General features: G+C 69.6%; 18 protein-coding genes and 1 pseudogene. 11 read left to right on the forward strand and 8 right to left on the reverse strand.

Features of this window, described 5'->3' with window-relative positions; genetic code table 11:
* Positions 1-236: 236 nt before the first annotated feature.
* Positions 237-695, reverse strand: coding sequence for a nuclear transport factor 2 family protein (locus MTP10_RS33095; RefSeq protein WP_310714511.1), 459 nt, complete (start codon positions 693-695; stop codon positions 237-239).
* Positions 696-1,054: 359 nt separating this feature from the next.
* On the opposite strand from MTP10_RS33095, the gene MTP10_RS42105 reads away from it, so the two are divergent.
* From MTP10_RS42105 to MTP10_RS33115, 5 genes are all read left to right on the forward strand, one after another.
* Positions 1,055-1,351, forward strand: a complete 297-nt coding sequence (locus MTP10_RS42105) for a DUF4158 domain-containing protein (protein WP_397334554.1) — start codon at positions 1,055-1,057, stop codon at positions 1,349-1,351.
* A 323-nt stretch (positions 1,352-1,674) separates the two neighbouring features.
* Positions 1,675-2,268, forward strand: a complete 594-nt coding sequence (locus MTP10_RS33100) for a hypothetical protein (protein WP_310714514.1) — start codon at positions 1,675-1,677, stop codon at positions 2,266-2,268.
* Between the two features lie 15 nt (positions 2,269-2,283).
* Positions 2,284-3,498 (forward strand): histidine kinase, encoded by a 1,215-nt coding sequence (locus tag MTP10_RS33105; RefSeq protein WP_310714515.1) that lies wholly within the window; start codon positions 2,284-2,286, stop codon positions 3,496-3,498.
* Positions 3,495-4,097, forward strand: coding sequence for a response regulator transcription factor (locus tag MTP10_RS33110; protein ID WP_310714517.1), 603 nt, complete (start codon positions 3,495-3,497; stop codon positions 4,095-4,097). The genes MTP10_RS33105 and MTP10_RS33110 overlap by 4 nt, the downstream gene beginning before the upstream one ends.
* 184 nt (positions 4,098-4,281) lie before the next feature.
* The gene (locus MTP10_RS33115) at positions 4,282-4,842 is read left to right on the forward strand and encodes a hypothetical protein (RefSeq protein ID WP_310714519.1); all 561 of its coding nucleotides are present in this window, start codon (positions 4,282-4,284) and stop codon (positions 4,840-4,842) included.
* Here the strand turns inward: MTP10_RS33115 and MTP10_RS42110 are convergent.
* Positions 4,732-5,148 (reverse strand): helix-turn-helix domain-containing protein, encoded by a 417-nt coding sequence (locus tag MTP10_RS42110; RefSeq protein WP_397334555.1) that lies wholly within the window; start codon positions 5,146-5,148, stop codon positions 4,732-4,734. The two genes, MTP10_RS33115 and MTP10_RS42110, sit on opposite strands and share 111 nt — an antisense overlap.
* On the opposite strand from MTP10_RS42110, the gene MTP10_RS33120 reads away from it, so the two are divergent.
* On the forward strand, positions 5,039-5,470 hold the full coding sequence (locus MTP10_RS33120) for a DUF1003 domain-containing protein (protein WP_310714521.1): 432 nt from the start codon (positions 5,039-5,041) through the stop codon (positions 5,468-5,470). The two genes, MTP10_RS42110 and MTP10_RS33120, sit on opposite strands and share 110 nt — an antisense overlap.
* Before the next feature lie 366 nt (positions 5,471-5,836).
* On the opposite strand, the gene MTP10_RS33125 is transcribed toward MTP10_RS33120, so the two are convergent.
* The 4 genes from MTP10_RS33125 to MTP10_RS33140 form a co-directional block, all read right to left on the reverse strand.
* Positions 5,837-7,099: a cytochrome P450 gene (locus MTP10_RS33125; protein WP_310714523.1), complete on the reverse strand. Its 1,263-nt coding sequence runs from the start codon at positions 7,097-7,099 to the stop codon at positions 5,837-5,839.
* Between the two features lie 59 nt (positions 7,100-7,158).
* Positions 7,159-8,562 (reverse strand): FAD-dependent oxidoreductase, encoded by a 1,404-nt coding sequence (locus MTP10_RS33130; RefSeq protein WP_310714524.1) that lies wholly within the window; start codon positions 8,560-8,562, stop codon positions 7,159-7,161.
* Positions 8,559-8,777, reverse strand: coding sequence for a ferredoxin (locus MTP10_RS33135; protein WP_310714526.1), 219 nt, complete (start codon positions 8,775-8,777; stop codon positions 8,559-8,561). The genes MTP10_RS33130 and MTP10_RS33135 overlap by 4 nt, the downstream gene beginning before the upstream one ends.
* 190 nt (positions 8,778-8,967) lie before the next feature.
* Positions 8,968-9,666 carry a TetR family transcriptional regulator gene (locus tag MTP10_RS33140; protein ID WP_310714528.1) on the reverse strand — a complete coding sequence of 233 codons (699 nt, stop codon included), beginning with the start codon at positions 9,664-9,666 and terminating at the stop codon, positions 8,968-8,970.
* 91 nt (positions 9,667-9,757) lie between these two features.
* Between MTP10_RS33140 and MTP10_RS33145 the strand changes: the two genes are divergently transcribed.
* Both MTP10_RS33145 and MTP10_RS33150 read left to right on the forward strand, forming a co-directional pair.
* The gene (locus tag MTP10_RS33145) at positions 9,758-10,705 is read left to right on the forward strand and encodes a zinc-binding dehydrogenase (RefSeq protein WP_310714530.1); all 948 of its coding nucleotides are present in this window, start codon (positions 9,758-9,760) and stop codon (positions 10,703-10,705) included.
* Entirely contained in the window at positions 10,702-12,063 is a 1,362-nt protein-coding gene (locus tag MTP10_RS33150; RefSeq protein WP_310714532.1) for an MDR family MFS transporter, read from the forward strand. The genes MTP10_RS33145 and MTP10_RS33150 overlap by 4 nt, the downstream gene beginning before the upstream one ends.
* An 88-nt stretch (positions 12,064-12,151) precedes the next feature.
* Here the strand turns inward: MTP10_RS33150 and MTP10_RS33155 are convergent, their stop codons facing one another.
* Positions 12,152-12,697 (reverse strand): YceI family protein, encoded by a 546-nt coding sequence (locus MTP10_RS33155; RefSeq protein WP_310714534.1) that lies wholly within the window; start codon positions 12,695-12,697, stop codon positions 12,152-12,154.
* Between the two features lie 95 nt (positions 12,698-12,792).
* Between MTP10_RS33155 and MTP10_RS33160 the strand changes: the two genes are divergently transcribed.
* Entirely contained in the window at positions 12,793-13,248 is a 456-nt protein-coding gene (locus tag MTP10_RS33160; protein WP_310714535.1) for a MarR family transcriptional regulator, read from the forward strand.
* A gap of 223 nt (positions 13,249-13,471) precedes the next feature.
* Here MTP10_RS33160 and MTP10_RS33165 read toward each other — a convergent pair.
* A pseudogene (locus MTP10_RS33165) lies at positions 13,472-13,658 on the reverse strand (family 1 glycosylhydrolase); the annotation flags it as partial.
* 921 nt (positions 13,659-14,579) lie between these two features.
* Here MTP10_RS33165 and MTP10_RS33170 point away from each other — a divergent pair.
* Positions 14,580-16,157 (forward strand): MFS transporter, encoded by a 1,578-nt coding sequence (locus tag MTP10_RS33170; RefSeq protein ID WP_310714536.1) that lies wholly within the window; start codon positions 14,580-14,582, stop codon positions 16,155-16,157.
* 4 nt (positions 16,158-16,161) lie between these two features.
* Positions 16,162-17,961 (forward strand): DEAD/DEAH box helicase, encoded by a 1,800-nt coding sequence (locus MTP10_RS33175; protein ID WP_310714538.1) that lies wholly within the window; start codon positions 16,162-16,164, stop codon positions 17,959-17,961.
* The last annotated feature ends 2 nt before the right edge of the window (positions 17,962-17,963 follow it).

Genomic DNA, 17,963 nt, shown 5'->3' on the forward strand with positions numbered 1-17,963 from the left:
TTGTGCGCCCTTCCAGGGGTCCCGGTAGCAATGAAGAAATTTCCAACGAAGTAGGTCCTGACCTGCGGCAACGGTTCCGTTCGACGGGCTGGTGATCACTGCCGCTACGTTCGTTCCGGTTTCGTCCGGTACGGCAGGTAGAGGTGGTGCGTTGTCCGAGAGGAGATGTCTCCGAGAAGTCACCAGCCGCTCGATGCAGATCCTGCGGTCCACCGAGTGATAGGGCCGGTGACCCGTCAGGCGCCATCCGGGCGAAGGGCGGCGAGGACCGCGGCGGTGTCCAGGTAGAACGGGCGGATCTCCGCGATGCGGCCGTCCTTGATGGTCATCAGCTGCATCACCGCGGTCTCCAGCTCACGGCCGGTGGCACGGGCGCGCAAGAGGCCGCGGTTCCAGACCACCACGCTGCCGCCGTCGACCACGTACCTTTGCTCCAGGAACTCCAGGGACTCCCAGGCCTCGCTCATGCCGGCCATGAACCCCTCGATGCCGCTCGGCCCGTGCCAGATGCCCCCGTACGGAAGGGAGTCCGCCTGGTACATCACCACCTCGGGATCCAGGCAGTCGGCCATCACACCGAAGTCGGCCTTGCCCGGGCCGCCCGCGCCGATGTAGGCGGCCTCCGCCTGGTAGAACCTCTCCAGGACTTCGAGCGAGCGCCTGCTCTCGTCGTTCATCGTCGTTTCCGCTGTCATGAGCTCCATGATGTCCCGCCAAGACGGGCACACCTCCGGCAGAAATCGGACGTCCTTGTCGGGCCCCCCAGCCGGCCGTCATGCCGCCTCTAGAGGGTCGTCGCGCCGAGGAGCACCAGGACGAACGTCACCACCGCGAGCACGCCGTGCGCGATCACGGCCAGCAGGGGGAAGCCCTGCTCACGGTTGGTGGCCGACATCCTGGACGCCTTTCCAGGCCCCGCCAAGCCCCGTACGACCCCGGGGTTGAGGAACAGCGGTACAGTCGTTATCGCTGAGAATGATCTTGCGAAATCGCGACTGGGGCGATTCGGTGAAGAACTCGATCTCCGTCAAATCTCGCGGCTAATGTCCAAGTTGTGCCGGTTGGGTTGCTGACGGATGAGCAGGCTACGGCGTATGGGACGCTCACCGAGGTGTTGATGCGCTCGGAGCTGGAGCGCTTCTTCTGTCTGGATGACGTCGACCAGGACTTGATCGCGCTGCGTCGTACCAAGTCCCACCAGCTCGGCTTCGCGCTGCAGCTGACCACGGTCAGGTATATCGGCTTGTTCTCTGGAAGATCCGCTGGAGGAGCCGTGGCCGGTGGTGGAGTACCTGGCCGAACAGCTCCGAATAGCGGATCCCTCGTGCACCAAGCAGTACACCGGCCGTAAGCAGACGGCCTATGGGGTACGGCAGGCGGTGCCGCGGCCACGATCAGCACTCCGGCTCCCCGCGCCATCGCGTGCGCCTCGGGTCTCACCGCGCCGAGCTGCTTCCGGCCTCGCCATATGGGAACGCGGACGATGCTCTCTCTCCGAGAGAGCTTGGCGGCACTCGCGAGCCACGCACAAGGACATGGACCGGACATTGCGTCGACGTGCCCGTAGGGGCCCACCACCGGATGACAGATGTCATGAGTTCACATGACATCTCCACGCCCGCCAGTGCGATCCGGCACTACCTGTGTCTGCAGGCCTGCCCGAAGCTGGACCCCATGGATACCCATACCCCGTACTCGGCATCCGCCTCCACTTCCGTCCGCACCGGCTCGATCGCCTGGTTGAAGCGGCGCTGGCCCGCGGCGCTGGCTCTCGTGGCGTCGGCCATCATAGGATCTGGCAGCGACTCCCCCGGGGGCGTGGCCGGGCTGGCCCACGTCCTGTCGCTGCTGCCACTGATCTACCTCGCCATGGTCAAGCTGGGTAAGCGCCAAGCGACCTGGCCAGGCCTCGCGATCGGCGTCGCCACCGTCTTCGGCCTGCGGATCCTGGACGTGATCCCGCCGGCCGCCGCCTTCACCGGGATCGCGCTGGTCATTCTGGTCTGGGCAGGAGTGGACGGCCAGCTGCGCCGGGACGGCACCTTCCGGCTCCAGGCCCTGGGCATGCTGTTCTTCGGCGCACTCGCCCTGGCGGGCCTTCTCCTCGACCCGGAAGTGGGACGTTACCTGGTGGCCGCCGGCTGGTTCCTGCACGGCGTCTGGGACTTCGTCCACCTCAAGCAGGACAAGGTCGTGGCCCGCACCTTCGCCGAATGGTGCGGCGTCCTCGACGTCATGATCGCCGCGCAGCTCGTCTTCCAACCGTAAGAGACAATGGACAACGTGCCTGACGTACCGGCCAGCCCTGGGAAGGATCTGACGAGCCTCCGCCGCTACACCTGGTGGAGCCTCATCGGCGTCACCGCCTTCCTGCTGGTCTTCATCGTCCGGAGCCGGATCATCGAGCCGGGTGTACCGGTGATGGTCCGGCTCGCCGCCGTCGCAGCGCTGGCGGTCACGCTGACCGCCAGCGCTGTTTGCCTCAGCAGCCGCCTTCCCCGCGCCGCGGACCATGAGTACGGAAGGCCGCCGATCCCGTGGCTGGTGGCGGGCATCGCGGGCGCCGCGCTGCTGGGCGGGATCCTCCTCTCGCGGCTGGAGCTCGGGCTGTGGTCGTTCGGCCCGGCGACGATGGTGTCGATCGTGGCGATGTTCCTGCCCGGGCACCGCCGGTGGCTGCTGATCGCGGCCGCGGCGGCGGTCGCGGCGCTGCTGGGTGGGGTCACGGCCGTCGGGGCGGAGCGGCCGGTGGCCTTCGCCGCAGCGTTCCCTGCCGGACTGGTGATCCTCACCGGCTGGGTCACGCTAGGCATGCTGTGGGCGTGGGACGTCGCTGAGCGGCTGGAGGCTGCCCGCGGGCTGGCGGCCGAGGTGGCCGTCAAGGACGAGCGGCTGCGCTTCGCCGCCGACCTCCACGACATCCAGGGCCACCACCTGCAGGTGATAGCGCTCAAGAGCGAGTTCGCCGCCAGGCTCGCGCGCACAGATCCCGAGCGGGCGGCCGGGGAGATGGACGCCGTGCGACTCCTGGCCACCGACGCTCTGCGCGACACCCGCGCTGTCGTCCAGGGCTACCGGCGCGTCACGCTGGAGGAGGAGCTCGCGAACGCCACCAGCGTGCTGGCCGCCGCCGGCATCGACGCCCAGATGGACCCGGTTCCTTCCGCTGGCCGGCTTCCGGCCTCCGGCAGGCACCTGCTGGGCCTGGTGATACGCGAGGCGACCACGAACGTGCTGCGCCACAGCCAGGCCCGGCACGCCGAGATCGGCTGCCGGATCGCCGGCGGCCAGGCCAGCCTCGAGGTGTCCAACGACGGCGCGCCCGGCCCCGACACGGGCACCGGCCCTGCGTCCAGCCCGCCCGCCCGAGGAACGGGTACCGGCCTGCGCACGCTCGCCAGCCGGATCGAGGCCGCCGGCGGCGCGCTGACCTGGCGCCAGGACGGCGACCGCTTCGTCGTGGCGGCCCGGCTGCCGGTAAAGGGGGAGGCGGGATGATCCGCCTGCTGATCGCCGACGACGAGGACCTGATCAGGGGCGCCCTGGCCGCGCTGCTGGAGCTGGAGGACGACCTCACCGTCACCGCCGAGGCCGCCACCTCGACCGACGCCGTACGCCTGGCCTTGGAGCACCGCCCGGACATCGCCGTCCTGGATCTGGAGATGCCCCCGGCCGACGGGCTGCACGCCGCCCGGGAGATCCTGGCCGCGACCACCACCAGGGTCATCCTCGTCACGCGGCACGCCCGGCCTGCCATACTGCGTCGTGCGCTGTCGGCGGGGGTGAGCGGCTTCGTCCCCAAGACGACGCCGGCGGCGCAGCTCGCTCAGATCATCCGCAACACCGCGGCAGGGCGGCGCTACGTGGACCCCGACATCGCCTCTTCCGCGCTGACGGAGGGCGACTGCCCGCTCAGCGACCGCGAGCTGGAGGTGCTGCGGGCGTCACGCACCGGCGCTTCGATCAGGGAGATCGCCGGTCAGGTCCATCTGGCGCCGGGCACCGTACGCAACTACCTGTCGGCCGCCATGAGCAAGCTCGGCGTCAGCTCTCGCCACGCCGCCGCTCACCGCGCGTGGGAAGAGGGCTGGATCTGACACGTCTCGGTGACCTCCACCGCTGATGACCGGTTGGTGGCCTGGTCCAGCCCTGCGAAATCGTCCAGGCTTTTTTGACACGGATCGCGTGCGCGTGGGTTTCTGTCCTCCAGCGCCTCAGGTGGGCGTTGATGCAGGCTCGGTTTCGGACACTGCGCCGCATGGCCACCAGGAGGAGCAGCCTATGAACGCAGAGCCGGAACGCGACCACTCCTGGGTCATCGGACACGGGGCGGAGCGCGCACCGCAGGAGCCGCGCGACTACTCGGCGCAGACCCTGGCCCACTTCCCGCGGCGCAGGGTTCGAACCCGGCCCCCCTCGCGGCGATTGCCCGGCGAGGAGCACGTGCGCTGCGGCGTGACGGCGTGCACCGGCTGGAGGCCCGACCGGAGCACGCACGGCCGATCGGCGCCTGATCGTCCTGGTGGCGTGGCGCAGCAGGTGGTTGTCGGTCTCGACTCCCGCAGCGAGCATTTCCGTCGCCGCTGGGCAGCCCACAACGTCCGGATCCACACCACTGGCGTGAAGCTCCTCCACCACCCGGTCGTCGGCGACCTCGACCTGCCGTTCGAGACCTTCCCTCTGGGCGCCGACCCCAGCCAGTTCCTCCTCACCTACACCGCCGAACCCGCCTCACCCACCCAGGACGCACTGAACCTCCTGGCCAGCTGGGCCGCAACCCACGACGCCATCGACAGGCACGCCCCGACCAACGACCCCGAATCGGCCGAGACAATCGACTGATCGCCGACACACTGCGCACCGCACTCCGCACCAGACTCCGGCCGACCTCATGGACCTTGCCGATGTCAGGGCGCCCAAGGCGACCATGACCTCACGGGCGGCCCGGGCACCAGGGGCTTCCAGCTCGACCCGTGCAAGCGGGATCTCGATGGCCGTAGGACCGTCGGGCTTGAGCTCGGGCAGATACCTGTAGATCGTGGAGCGGCTGACGCCGAGTAGCCGAGCGATCGAGGAGACGGCGCGGCGGCAGCCGCTGCGAGTGACCCGGCGCGACGTCGTACCGCGGCCGAGCTTGGAGGTTCTCATGAAGCCCCCTTTCGCCCACCAGCCGAACCACCACCCCGCCGTCCTGGAACACCAGGCACAGCGGGCGGCCAGCGTGCAGTTGCGGCTCGCCGACAAGATCACTGACTTCGCCGGCTCCTGGCCGACTCTCACCCTCACCGTGTCCCTCGAAGCGATCTTCCTGTCCACCTTCGTCCTGATCGGACAGAACCGCCAGGCGGCTTTCCAGCAAGCCAAAGCCGATCACGACTTCAACGAGCAGGAACTGGAACTCAAGCTCACCACCGACCTCCACAGGCGTTGGGTCGAGGAGCCCCCCAACCAGCCCCGAGGCAATGGATGACGAACGTCAGCCTTCCGGGTCGGCTCGGGGGCACGGCCGCGCCGGCGCCGTCACATCGGCCTGCCCGCCGGCTGCGGGCGCGTGGGGGATCCCGGCTCGTCATCTGGGCAGCAGTATCCGCAAGGCCCCCGGAAAGGTCTCACAAACCACCGGGAGGTCCAGCAGCGCAGCCTCTCCGTCGATGCCCGCAGGCCCGGCGGCACGCCCATGGGGCTCGTGTCGCTTGTCATGGCGAGCCTCCTTACCGCGCGCCGGGATCCGGCATACCGGTCCGTGCGGCCACGGCCAGGAGGAAGCCGCTCCTCCGGAACCGACCGCAGCTTCTCTCCTCCAGCTTCACCAAGCACTGGTGCCTGCCGCCGTGGGTCAGTCGCGGATCCCGTCGATGTCGACCAGGACGTGGCGGGGGCCGCGGAAGATCTGGTTGTGGCGGTACGGCGGCGGGTCGACGACGAGCCGGGGGTTTTCCACGCGGCGGACGAACTCCCCGACCGCGACCTGGACCTCCAGCCGGGCGAGTGGAGCACCGAAGCAGAAGTGGATGCCCTGGCTGAAGCCGAGGTGCTCGTTGCCGGGGCGTTCGAGATCGAGCCGGTCAGGGTCGGCGAACCGTACCGGGTCGCGGTTCGCCGAGCCGTACACCAGGAAGATCGGAGCGCCCTTCGGGATGGTGGTGCCCGCGATCTCGATGTCCTCGACGGCCGAGCGGGTGTGCCAGAACTGGACCGACGACTCGAACCGCAGCAGTTCCTCCACCGCGGGCACGATCAGGTCGGGCCGGCGGCGCAGCTCCTCCAGCGCCTCGGGGTGTCTCAGCAGGGTGAGCACGCTGTGGGCGATCAGATTGACCGTGGTTTCATGCCCGGCGAAGAGCAGGAGCACGGCATTGCTGGCGAGCACGCCCGCGGACATGCGCCCGTCCGGGCCGTCGTCGTGCACCATCGCCGAGAGCATGCCGGGGCCGGGCTGCCCGGCGTACTGGTCGAGCAGCCCGGCCAGGAACTGCTCGAACTCCTTCACGCTGCGGCGGCCGCCCTCCAACCGGCTCCGCATCTCGTCGGAGGCCGCCTCCGGGCCGAAATCCAGAGCGTCCAGGGCCGTTTCGATCCAGGCGTGGAAGCGCCGTTCGTCTTCCAGCGGCACGCCCAGAACCTTGCAGATCACGGCCACCGGCAGGGGGTAGGCGAACTCGTCCACGACGTCGATCCGGGTCTTGCCCCGCATCCCGTCCAGCAGGCCGGCGACGATACGGCGAATATCGGGCTCCAGGTCCGAGATCTGGTGCGGCGAATGGGGCGGGCCGAAGAAGTGCCGCGTCATCATGCGGCGATCACGATCATGTTCGGGCGGGTCACAGGTGATGATGTTCGGCTCCAGACCGATGACGGCCTCGGTGATCGGCTCGGCTCCCGGCTCCGCCGCGGCCGGGGCGCGGGCCGGGAGCTTCCTGACATCGGAGCTGACCCGGGGGTCGTGGAGAAGCGCGACGACCTCCTGGTAGGTGCTGACGACGTAGGTGCCGTCCGGCTGCCGCGCCACCGGGGTCTTGCGGAGTTCGGCGTAGAAGGGGTACGGATTGGCACGGTTGGCGTAGCGGAGCGCCTGCTGCCAGGGTGTTTCCTCGCCCATGCTGTTCCTCTCCTTCTTGCTGCGTCGGCCGGGTCACCCGCCGATCCCGCTGAGGCGCGTCAGTGGCCCCGAGGCCGGAACTCGGCGCTCCGCCCGCTCGGGTCGTGGCCGGTCAGGACGACGTCGGGTATCGCCGTCGGGACACCAGGTGCCGGGAACTCCGCCGGGACCGGCTTCATGACGTCCGGCCGATCCCAGCCCGGCGGCGGAGGCGGGAACGGAGCCGACTGCTCGATCAGCCGCGCGTAGTACTCCAGCCACTTGCCGTGATTGAAGCTGACGGCGGCGACGATGCGGCCGCGGTGACCGTAGGCGGCGGCGAAGCAGCGCTCCTTCACGGATCCCTGCGTGAAGACGATCTCATCGCCGAACGGCGGTACGCCGACGGACTTGATGTTGACGCCGAACTGACCGGACCAGAAGCCCGGCAGCAACAGATTCGGGCGGTAGTCGGGCTCGAGACTCACCATGTTGTGGGCCGCCACCCCGGCACCGAAGACGGCATTGTCCCAGTGCTCCATCGCCAGGAACTGGTACTCGTACAGCACGTGGGGCGCGCGCGCCACGTCCCCCGCCACGTAGACGGTGTCGGTCACCACGCCGTTGATGTCGAAGGCGCGACCCCCGGCGTCGCAGCCGACCCCCCAGAAGCCGGCTGCCAGCCCGGAGCCCTCCAACCATTCCACGTTACGGATCGACCCCAGCGCGGCCAGGACCACGTCGGCCTCGATGGTGGTCCCGTCCGAGAGCCGGGCACGCCGTACATGTCCGTGCGCGTCGCCCTCCAGCGACGACACGCCGACCCCGCAGCGCAGGTCCACGCCGTGGTCGCGCTGCATTTCGGCGGCGATCTCACCGATCACCCCGCCCAGCGCCCCGACCAGGGGGGCCGAGCCTCGCTCGGTGAGGGTCACCGGGATGTCGAGTTCCCGGCAGACGGAGGCCGCCTCCGAGCCGATGAACCCGCCGCCGATGATCAGCACCCGTGATGGCCGCGCGGCCAGCGCCTGTTGCAGCCGAGCGGCGTCATCACGCGAGCGCAGCGAGAACACCCCTTCCAGGGCGGCCTCGGCCGGGTTGGGCCATGGTCGCGCGCGGGTCCCTGTGGCGATCAGCAGCCGGTGGTACGGGATCTGCTCGCCGTCGGCCAAGCGCACCTGCCTGGTGGCTCTGTCCAGCCCGGTGGCGGCCACGCCGAGCCGCCACTGTGCGTCCAGTTCTCGAAAGCGGGGCAGCAGAGTGTGGTCAGCCGGGACCCAGCCCTTGAGCACCTGTTTGGACAGCGGGGGCCGGTCGTAGGGCTCGTGCGGCTCGTCCCCGACGATGGTCAGGGACCCCCGGAAGCTCTCCTCGCGCAGGGCCTCGGCGGCCCGCAGCCCCGCCAGGGAGGCGCCGACGATGACGATCCGGCCGTTGGCCTTGAAGTCGCGCACCAACTCGGCGAGCGTTGCCGACATGGTCATGACGGCGTGCCCCGATCCACACCGTCCAAGCGGTCGGTCATGATCGCCTGCACCGGGCAGGCGGCGGCGGCCCGCTGGACCTGCATGCGCCGCGCGTCGTCGGGGTTGGGCTCGTAGGTAAGCGCTTCCGTCCCGTTCAGCTTGAAGATCTCGTGGGCCAGATACACGCACTGTGCGTATCCCTGGCACCGGTTCAGGTCCACGACGATACGCATGAGTCGCCCCCTTTTTGCGTCGGCACCGAGGAGTGCCCTGGCCGACGCGACACGAGACGATTTTCCGCCGCCGGTTTTCACCGAAACAACCACTACCTGGGAAAACATGCTCTGCTGGCCGACGCGGACGGCGTGCGCGGTGAGGGTGCGAGGATCACGGGTGGTCGCTGGATCGTGACCTGGGAAGGGATCAGTCGCTCGTCGGTGACGCGCGGCGAGATCGGCCGGTTTCGTGTGTCCAGCGTTCGGTGAAGAGCCGGTCGGTGGGCGGGTCGCCGGGTAGCGGACGCGGGTGGCAGGCGCGCAGGCCGTCCACGGCGATAGCGAGAACGCGCTTGTGAGCGTCGGCGGCGGCTTCGATGAGGTCGTCGCGCCCCTGCTTGCGCAACTGGTCCAGGGCGGGCGATCTGCCGAACTGCTCGATCAGCAGGGAGATGTCGACGGCGGTGACGTCCGGTCGGAGCACGCGGGCCTGGTGGGCGCGCGTGACGAGCGCGGCGAGCAGTTCGTCCGAGCGGTCGGACTTGGCCTGCATCTCCTTGGTGACCTCGATGGTTCCGGCGACTGGGGCGAGCGAACCTTGGCCGAACTCGACGCAGGTGACGATGAAGGAGGCCAGCCCTTCCCATGGATCGTCCTCGGCGAGACCTCGTTCGGCGGCTTGGTTCCAGTTGTCGAGGGACAGTTCGGCCAGCCGCTGAAAGAGCTCCTCTTTCGTGCGGTAGCGGCGGTAGAGGCTGCCGATACCGACCCCGGCGGCCGCTGCGATGGCCGCGACCGAAGCGTGCTCCCCGTCGGCCGCCAGCACCTGGCGTGCCGCCCGCAGGAGGGCCCGGTCGTTGCGCTCGGCTTCCGCCTGCCGGGGACCGCGGCGCTGGGGTTGGGTCATGTCGGCAGCATATCGAACTTGCGGAGCGAATTACTCCGGTTATAGAGTCCCCTTCCAAGCGGAGCGTTTTGCTCCTATTGAGGAGGCAGTCATGCGTGCTGTGGTCATGGACCGCTTCGGCGGGCCGGAGGTGCTGCGCATCCGGGAGGTCGAAGACCCGGTGTCGGGGCCGGGGCAGGTGCTCGTGGCGGTGGACTATGCCGGGATCACGTACGTCGAGACACAGGTGCGGGCCGGTCGCGGTCCCGCGGCCCACCAGCGGCCACCGCTTCCGCGCATCCCCGGCAACGGGGTGGGCGGGCGCGTCTCGGCTGTCGGCCTGGGGGCGGATGCGGCGCTGGTCGGGCGAACCGTGGTGACCACGACGGGCGGCACCGGCGGCTATGCGGAGCTGGCCGTGGCCCGGGCGGAGGACCTCGTCCCCGTCCCGGCGCAGGTGGCGCTGCGGGATGCGGTGGCGCTGCTGGCCGATGGGCGGACAGCGGTGCTCCTGCACCGGCAGGCCGAGGTGCGTCCGGGCGAGTGGGTGCTGGTGGAGGCGGCCGCCGGTGGTGTCGGCAGTCTGCTGGTCCAGCTGGCCGCCGCCTCGGGGGCGAAGGTGGTCGGCGCCGCCCGCGGTCCCGGTAAGGAGGCGTTGGTCACCTCGCTGGGTGCTCTCGCTTACGTGGACTACTCCAGGCCGGGGTGGGAACGCGAGGTCGCCGAGATGAGCGGAGGCGTCGATCTGGTCTTCGACGGAGTCGGCGGCGTCGTGGGCGCGCAGGGCATGCGCGCCGTGCGGCCCGGCGGCCGGGCCAGGGTGTACGGCATGGCCTCCGGCTCCTGGACCGAGCCGGAGGCTCATGTGACGCTCGTCCCCGACGGCGGCGTACCAACCCCGGCGCAGATCCGGGCGCTGGCCGAGGAGGCGCTCGCGCACGCCGCGGCCGGTCGGCTGCGCCCGATCATCGGCCAGACCTATCCCCTGTCCGAGGCCGCCCAGGCACACCGGGCGATCGAAGCCCGCGCCACGATCGGCAAGACCCTGCTGGTCCCGTGAGCACGCCGGCCTCCACCAGCGCACGCCCCCTGCTGCCGCTGGCCGCGACGGTCCTGGTGGGCGCGATGGCAGCGTTGCTGGACACCACGATCGTCGCGGTGGCGCTGGACGAGCTGGCCAGGGACCTGGCCGCGCCGGTGACGACGATCCAGTGGGTCACCACCTCCTACGTGCTGGCGATGACCGCCGTCATCCCGCTGGTGGGCTGGTCGGTCGGCCGCTTCGGCGCCCGCGCCGTGTGGCTGACGGCCCTGGGGCTGTTCCTGCTCGGATCGATCCTGTGCGGCGCCGCGTGGTCGGCGGGCTCGCTCATCGCCTTCCGGACCCTGCAAGGGCTGGGCGGGGGCATGATTTTGCCGGCGACGCAGCTCGTCCTGGCCCGGGCCGCGGGGCCCGAACGCCTGGGCCGGGTGATGGGCAAGGTCGGGTTCGTCGGCCAGATCGCCCCGATCTCCGGGCCTGTGCTCGGCGGCCTGCTGATCGACGGCTGGGGCTGGCGCTGGGTCTTCTTCGTCAACGTGCCGCTCGTCCTGGTCTCGCTGGCCATGACGTGGCGGTGGTTTCCCCGGGACGAGGAACGCGACGACCGCCGGCTCGACCTTGTCGGGCTGCTCCTGCTGCCGGCCGCGGTGGTCGCCCTGCTGTACGCGCTGACCGGGCTGGAGACCGACACCGGGACCGGGGCGCCGGCAGTAGTGCCGACGGTGGTGACGGTGACGGCCGGGACCGCACTGCTGGCGGCGTTCGTCGCGCGCTCGCTGCGCCGGGGCGAGGGGAGCCTGCTCGACCTGGGACTCTTCGCCGATCGCAGCTTCCGGTCGGGGACGGTCATGATGTTCGTCCTCGGCGTCACGAGCTGGGGGCCGATGTTCCTGCTGCCGCTGTACTACCAGCGACTGCACGGCCTGTCGGCGCTCGACGCCGGGCTCGCGCTCGCCCCACAGACCCTCGGCGTCGCCCTGGCGTCCCTGCTCATCGGACGGTATACCGACCGCCTGCCGCCCCGCCCGCTGGCCCTGGCCGGGATGGCGGCGGCCACCGCGGGCACCCTCCCGTTCGTCTTCGCCACCGCTGACACCGACACCTTTCTGCTGAGCGTGGCGTTGCTCCTGCGCGGAGTCGGATTCGGCGTCGCCAGCCTGCCCGTCAGCGTCGCCGTCTACCGCACCCTGCGCCCGGCCGCCATTCCGCACGCCACCAGCGCCAGCACCGTCGTGCAACGGATCGGCGCCGCCACCGGCACCGCGCTGATGGCCGTCATCCTCCAGGCCGGCGGCTTCACCTCAGCTCTGACGTGGATGTTCATCCTCACCGCGACCGGCCTGGCCATGGCCGCAAGCCTGCCCGGCCACAAATGATCACCCACTTGTCGGACCAGCTCATCATCGGCAGCACCCGCCCGGGACGCAACAGCGAGGCCGTGGCCCGCTGGGTTCACGAGGCCGTTCAGACGTTCTTGACGGCGGACAGGTCGAACTCGAGGGTGATCTTCTCGGAGATCATCACGCCGCCGGTCTCCAGGACGGCGTTGAAGCTGACGCCATAGTCCTTGCGGTTGATCACGGTGCCGCCCTCGAAGCCGGCCCGGGTCAGGCCCTGGGCGTCGATGGCGGTGCCGGTGTACTCGAGCGGGACAGTGATCTCGCGGGTGATGCCGCGGATGGTCAACGGGCCGGTCACCTCGAAGGCGGCGTCGTCGATGCGCTTGACGCCGGTGCTGGTGAAGGTGATGTGCGGGTGGGTCTCGGCGTCCAGGAAGTCGCTGGTGCGCAGGTGGCCGTCACGCTGCGGGTTGCCGGTGTTCACGCCGGCGGCGTCCAGCTTCACCTCGACGGTGGAGGCGGCTGGGTTGGCGGCGTCGAGGTAGGCGGTGGCCTTGAGGAGGGGCAAGCTGCCGCGCACCTTGGTGATCATCGCGTGGCGAGCGACGAAGCCGAAGCGGCTGTGGGCCGGGTCGATGGTGTAGGTGCCGGTGAGCTCGTGGGGGAACATGTCGTGCTCCTCTGAATTTATTTCAGTGCTTGAAGATTGAGCAGGACAGTACATCAAGGTATTTCAGTGCGCAACATTTGCGTACGATGGTTGGCATGACGCGATGGCTCACCGACGACGAGCAACACACCTGGCGCGCTTTCGGGCTGGCGATGCGCCTGCTCACCGACCGACTGGAGCGCGACCTGCAGGCTGCGGCCGGCATGCCGCCCACCTACTACGAACTGCTGGTCCTGCTGTCGGAGAGTCCCGACCGAACCATGCGCATGAGCGAACTGGCCCACTGGACCAACTCCAAGCCCAGCCGCATCTCCCACGCGATCAATAAGCTGGAACAGGCCGGGTGGGTACGCCGGGAGCACTACGCGGGCGACCGGCGTGGCTGGCTCGCCGTCCTCACCGACGAAGGAAAGGCTGCGCTCGAGACCGCCGCCCCCATCCATGTCGAGAGCGTCCGCACCCACCTCATTGATCTCCTGTCGCCCGAACAGATCCGCCAGCTCGGCGACATCAGCCAGACCCTCCTGAAGCACCTGACTGACACCGAATAGCCAGCAGGGCGGGCCCTGGTCGACCGCAGCGGTGTCTGGTGAAGTTGTCCATCAGGGGCCAGACGAGATATCCCTTCAGCGGCAGCCCCTCCCCCACGACTTGCCGGGCGACGGTGATGTGCTGTCGCGGAGACCGGTGGCCTGGATCGGCCAGTCCATCTGCGTGCGGGAAGACCGGTGCCGACGGTGACGATGTTCTCGCTGCCCGGCTGGGCACTGGGACGAACAGCCGGTAGTGGTCGTCGGCGACGTCTGCGGTTCTTCCGTCGGCGATCCGTCCGGGTGTGTGGGCGAAGGTGTCCCAGATGCTCCGGCCGCGGCCGTCGGCTGTCACGGCGCCCTCGACCTGGTACGCGGGCCGTGGCCGTGCCCCAGGTGAAGTCCGGCGGGAAGTCTTTCCTGCTCAGCACGCTCACTCCAGTTCTGTGGTCATCGGGGGCCCTCGATCCAGTGCCGGGGATCGGGGCGCAGCTCGTTCAGGCGGTCGAGCAACGCGGCCGGACGAGGGTGATGGGGCCTTCCCAGCCCAGGCCCCAGGCTTGCTCTGGCGGTTCTTCTATTCGCGCCCCACCCATTGATGTTCTGACCGGTGGTCCCGAAGGCTTCGTCCAGTCGGTTGCTGAGATCGCGAAAGGTGTCGCGCTCGAGTTGCTGTTCACTTGAGTTCGGCGCCTGAGATCACCTGACCGCGCCAGTGCAGAACCGCACGGTACGAATCCAATGAGGACACCCAGAGAATGTCCGAGACGTAACTTTCGCTCTCGCTCCACCATTGGCCATGCAGGGTCATCCCCTGCCTCTCCATGCATACCCCGGCGACTTCTGTTCCGCTGATCCGGGGTGAATTCTTCTCCCCATTAGAAAAATATGCGGAGAAGAATTTTCGGCCTGCTGAACCGGCAGGTCGAAAGGACCGCCCCCACGTGGTGGCACCGGCATGGCGCCCACCCCTTCCTGCTCACCGGTGCAGCGCACGACGCGGGACGCCGGGCGGGACTGGGCCCGGGGCAGAGGCAGAACGCCGGGGGTGGGACACAGAATTCACGCGAAGTCAAACAACAGGATCAGAACTTGACAGGGCGCTTGGCGGCATGCCCACGGGGGCGCACTGAACCGCCGGTCCGCTCCCGTCTTCAAGAATTGACAGAGCACCTGGCGGCATGCCCTCGAGGGCGCCGAAAAATCGCCACCGTTACCGGCCGTCTGAGAATTGACACACGCCCGATAGTCGCCTACGGTCTGCTCGTCAGTTTTTCAGACCGAATCCAAAGGTATTCATGCCTGCATCCACGTTGCCGAAGTCCAGGCAGCAGTTGATCCTTGCCGTTCTTATGCTGTGTTCACTGCTGATCTGGCTGGACAACACCGTCCTGAGCACCACCCTGGAGACCCTCGCGGACCCGGTCCGTGGGCTGAACGCCAGCCCGGCCGAGCTGCAGTGGGCCACCGGCTCGTACACGCTGGCCTTCGCCACCTTGATGTTCACCGCGGGTGCGCTGGGCGACCGCTTCGGCCACCGGGTCGTGCTCGCGACGGGCCTGGTGGTCTTCGCCGCGTCCTCGGTGTGGGCGGCGTACGCGGGCGACGCGGGGCAGCTCATCGCCGCGCGGGCGGCGATGGGCGTCGGCAGCGCGCTGATCATGCCGGCCAACCTGGCCATCCTCATATGGACGTTCACCGGCCCGGCGCGGTCGACCGCGATCGCCATCTCCTCGACCTCCGCCGGTGTCGGCATGGCCGTGGGCCCGGTGCTCGCCGGTGTGCTGCTCGACCACTTCTGGTGGGGCTCGGTCTTCCTGGTCAACGTCCCTGTCGTGGTCCTCGCGCTGATCGGCATCGCCCTGCTGGTCCCGAACTTTCGCAGCCCCGTCGTGCGCCTGCTGGACCCGGCCGGGATGCTGCTGTCCATCACCGGTCTCGCGGCGCTCGCCTACGGACTGATCCGCGCGGGTCAGGTGGCGGCCTGGGGCCGTACGGACGTCTGGGCGCCGATCGTCGGCGGGCTGATCCTGCTGGCCGTGTTCGTCCGCGTCGAACTGCGAAGCAGGATGCCGAGCTTCGATCCCCGGCTGCTTGCCCAGCGCGCGTTCGGCGGCGGCAACGTGGCGCTCGGCCTGCTCCTGTTCGCCGTGTCCGCGGTCACCTTCTACAACGCGTTCTACCTGCAGGGCGCGCGCGGCTACTCGCCGATCGAGGCGGGTCTGACCAGCCTCCCGACCGCGCTCGGCGCGATCTTCGGCGCGCCCGTCGGCGCCCGCCTGGTGCACCGCTGGTCGCTGCGGCTCGTCGCCGTGCCGGCGCTGATCGTCGCGGCGCTGACCATGGGCGCGTACGGGCTCTTCGGACTGGGCACGCCCCTCGTCTGGATCGGGGTCGTGCTGCTGGTCCAAGGTCTGTCCATCGGCATGGTGCTCGGCCCGGTGACCGCGGCGCTGATCAGCACGCTGCCGCTGGAGCGGGCCGGTGCCGGGGCGGCCGTCACCAACACCGTGCGCCAGACCGGCAGTGTGATCGGTATCGCCGTCGGCGGCACGATCATGTCGATCGTGTACCGAAGCGCGATCGAGCCGTCGCTGGACGGTGTCCCCGGACCGCTACGGGAGCAGGCGCGGGTCTCCGCCGAACAGGCGCGGCACATCGCCACCACGTCCCACCTGCCCGCGCTCGGGCACGCCGCCGACGACGCGTACGTCCACGCCATGCATGTCGGCGCGGTCTGGATCATGTTCATCGCGCTCTTCGGCGCGGCCGTGCTGCTGCTCGCCCTGCGCTCGGTCCGCAAGCCCGCGACTGCCGGGGGCGCGCCGGAGCCCGTGCGGGACGGCGGCCCGACCGCGGACGAGAGGGCCCCCCGGGCCGGGGCCGAGGACCTGACCGCCCGCGAGGGCGACAACGTGGGAGCCCGCTGACGCCATGGGAACCAGGCAGAAACTCTCCGAGGCGCGGTCGTACAGTCAGGCCACGTACCTGCCCGACCGGCACATGTTCGCCCTGTGGACCTGGGCCGACGGCGCCGTGGGAGCGGCCCCGCCGGTCGGTGACGTCGAGACCGTCCCCCTGGTCGTCCCGACGCCGGACCTCGGCGGGCTCAAGGTGTCCGACGTCGACTGCGTGCTGATCGAGCCGGACCGGCTCGCGGCCGTGCCCCTCGACTCCCCCGGCCGGTCGGTGGACGTCTGGCGTTCGTGGATCGCGGGCGGCGAGTCGGCTCTGCCGATCGCCGCGCACGCGGTCCCCGACGCCACCGGTGTCGCCGTCACGACGCCGGAGCACGCGAGCGACGTCTTCCGCCGCACCACCTCGGTGGGGGCCGAGATGCGCGCGACGCTCACCGCCAAGCTGCGCCCGTATCAGGCACGCGGGGTGAGCTGGCTGCGCGAGACCATCGAGACGCACAGCGGCGCGGTGCTGGCCGACGAGATGGGACTCGGCAAGACCCTGCAGACCATCGGCTGTGTCGCCGGACGGGCCGAGGAGGGGCCGCAACTGGTGGTCTGTCCCACGTCGTTGGTGGGGAACTGGGCACACGAGATCGCGCGGTTCGCACCCGACCTGCGCACCACGATCTGGCGCGGCGGGCCGCTGCCCGCGGTGGACAGGGGTACGGTGGCGCTCACCGGCTACCCCACGCTACGCACGCACAGCCCGGACCTGGCGGGGATCCAGTGGAGCACCGCGGTCTTCGACGAGGCGCAGGTCCTGAAGAATCCCCGTACGCAGGTGTCTAAGGCCGCGCGCGCCATCGCGGCCGACGCGCGGATCGCCCTGACCGGGACGCCCGTCGAGAATCACCTCGACGAGCTGTGGGCCCTGCTCAATCTGGTCGCACCGCATCTGTTCGGGAACCGGACGCAGTTCCGCCATCGCTTCGTGCGGCCGATCGCGCACGGCTCCACGGCCGCTTCCGCCCGGCTGCGCGGGGCCATCGAGCCGGTCGTGCTGATGCGGAAGAAGTCCCAGGTCGCGGGGTCGCTCCCGCCCAAGATCCATGCCGATCTCATCTGCGACCTCACCGAGGAGCAGGAGAGGCTGTACGACCGGCTGCTGGAGCAGGTCATCGACGACGGCTTCGGCAGTGGCGCCCAGCGGCAGACCAAGGTGCTCGCGGCCCTGACCTCGCTCAAGAAGGTCTGCAACCATCCGAGCCTGATCACGGACGACCTTGGTGAGCTGTCGGGCAGGTCGGGAAAGCTCGACCTGTGCACCGACATCGTGGCCAACAACCTGGAGAACGGCTCTCCGACCCTCGTCTTCACCCAGTACCGGCAGACCGGTGAGCTGCTGGTCCGGCATTTCGCCGAACAGTTCGGGGTGAGTACGCCATTCTTCCACGGCGGCCTGAACCAGGAGCAACGGGCCGACATCGTCCGCCGCTTCCAGTCCGACGACGGTCCGCAGGTGCTCGTCCTCAGCCTGAAGGCCGGGGGCACCGGGCTCACGCTCACGCGCGCGGCCGACGTCATCCACTTCGACCGGTGGTGGAACCCGGCCGTGGAGGCTCAGGCGTCCGACCGGGTCCACCGGATCGGTCAGACCCGCACGGTCACCGTCACCACCCTGACCACCGGGACCACCGTCGAGGAGCACATCGCGGCCATGCACAACCGCAAGTCCGCGCTGTCGGACATCGCCGACATGTCCAGCGTCGCCGAGCTGACACGCCTGGACGACGACAGTCTCATCGAGGTCCTACGCCGGAAGCGAGCCCACTGACC

The sequence above is a fragment of the Nonomuraea sp. 3-1Str genome (genome assembly GCF_031570565.1).
In the GTDB taxonomy this organism is placed as follows: domain Bacteria; phylum Actinomycetota; class Actinomycetes; order Streptosporangiales; family Streptosporangiaceae; genus Nonomuraea.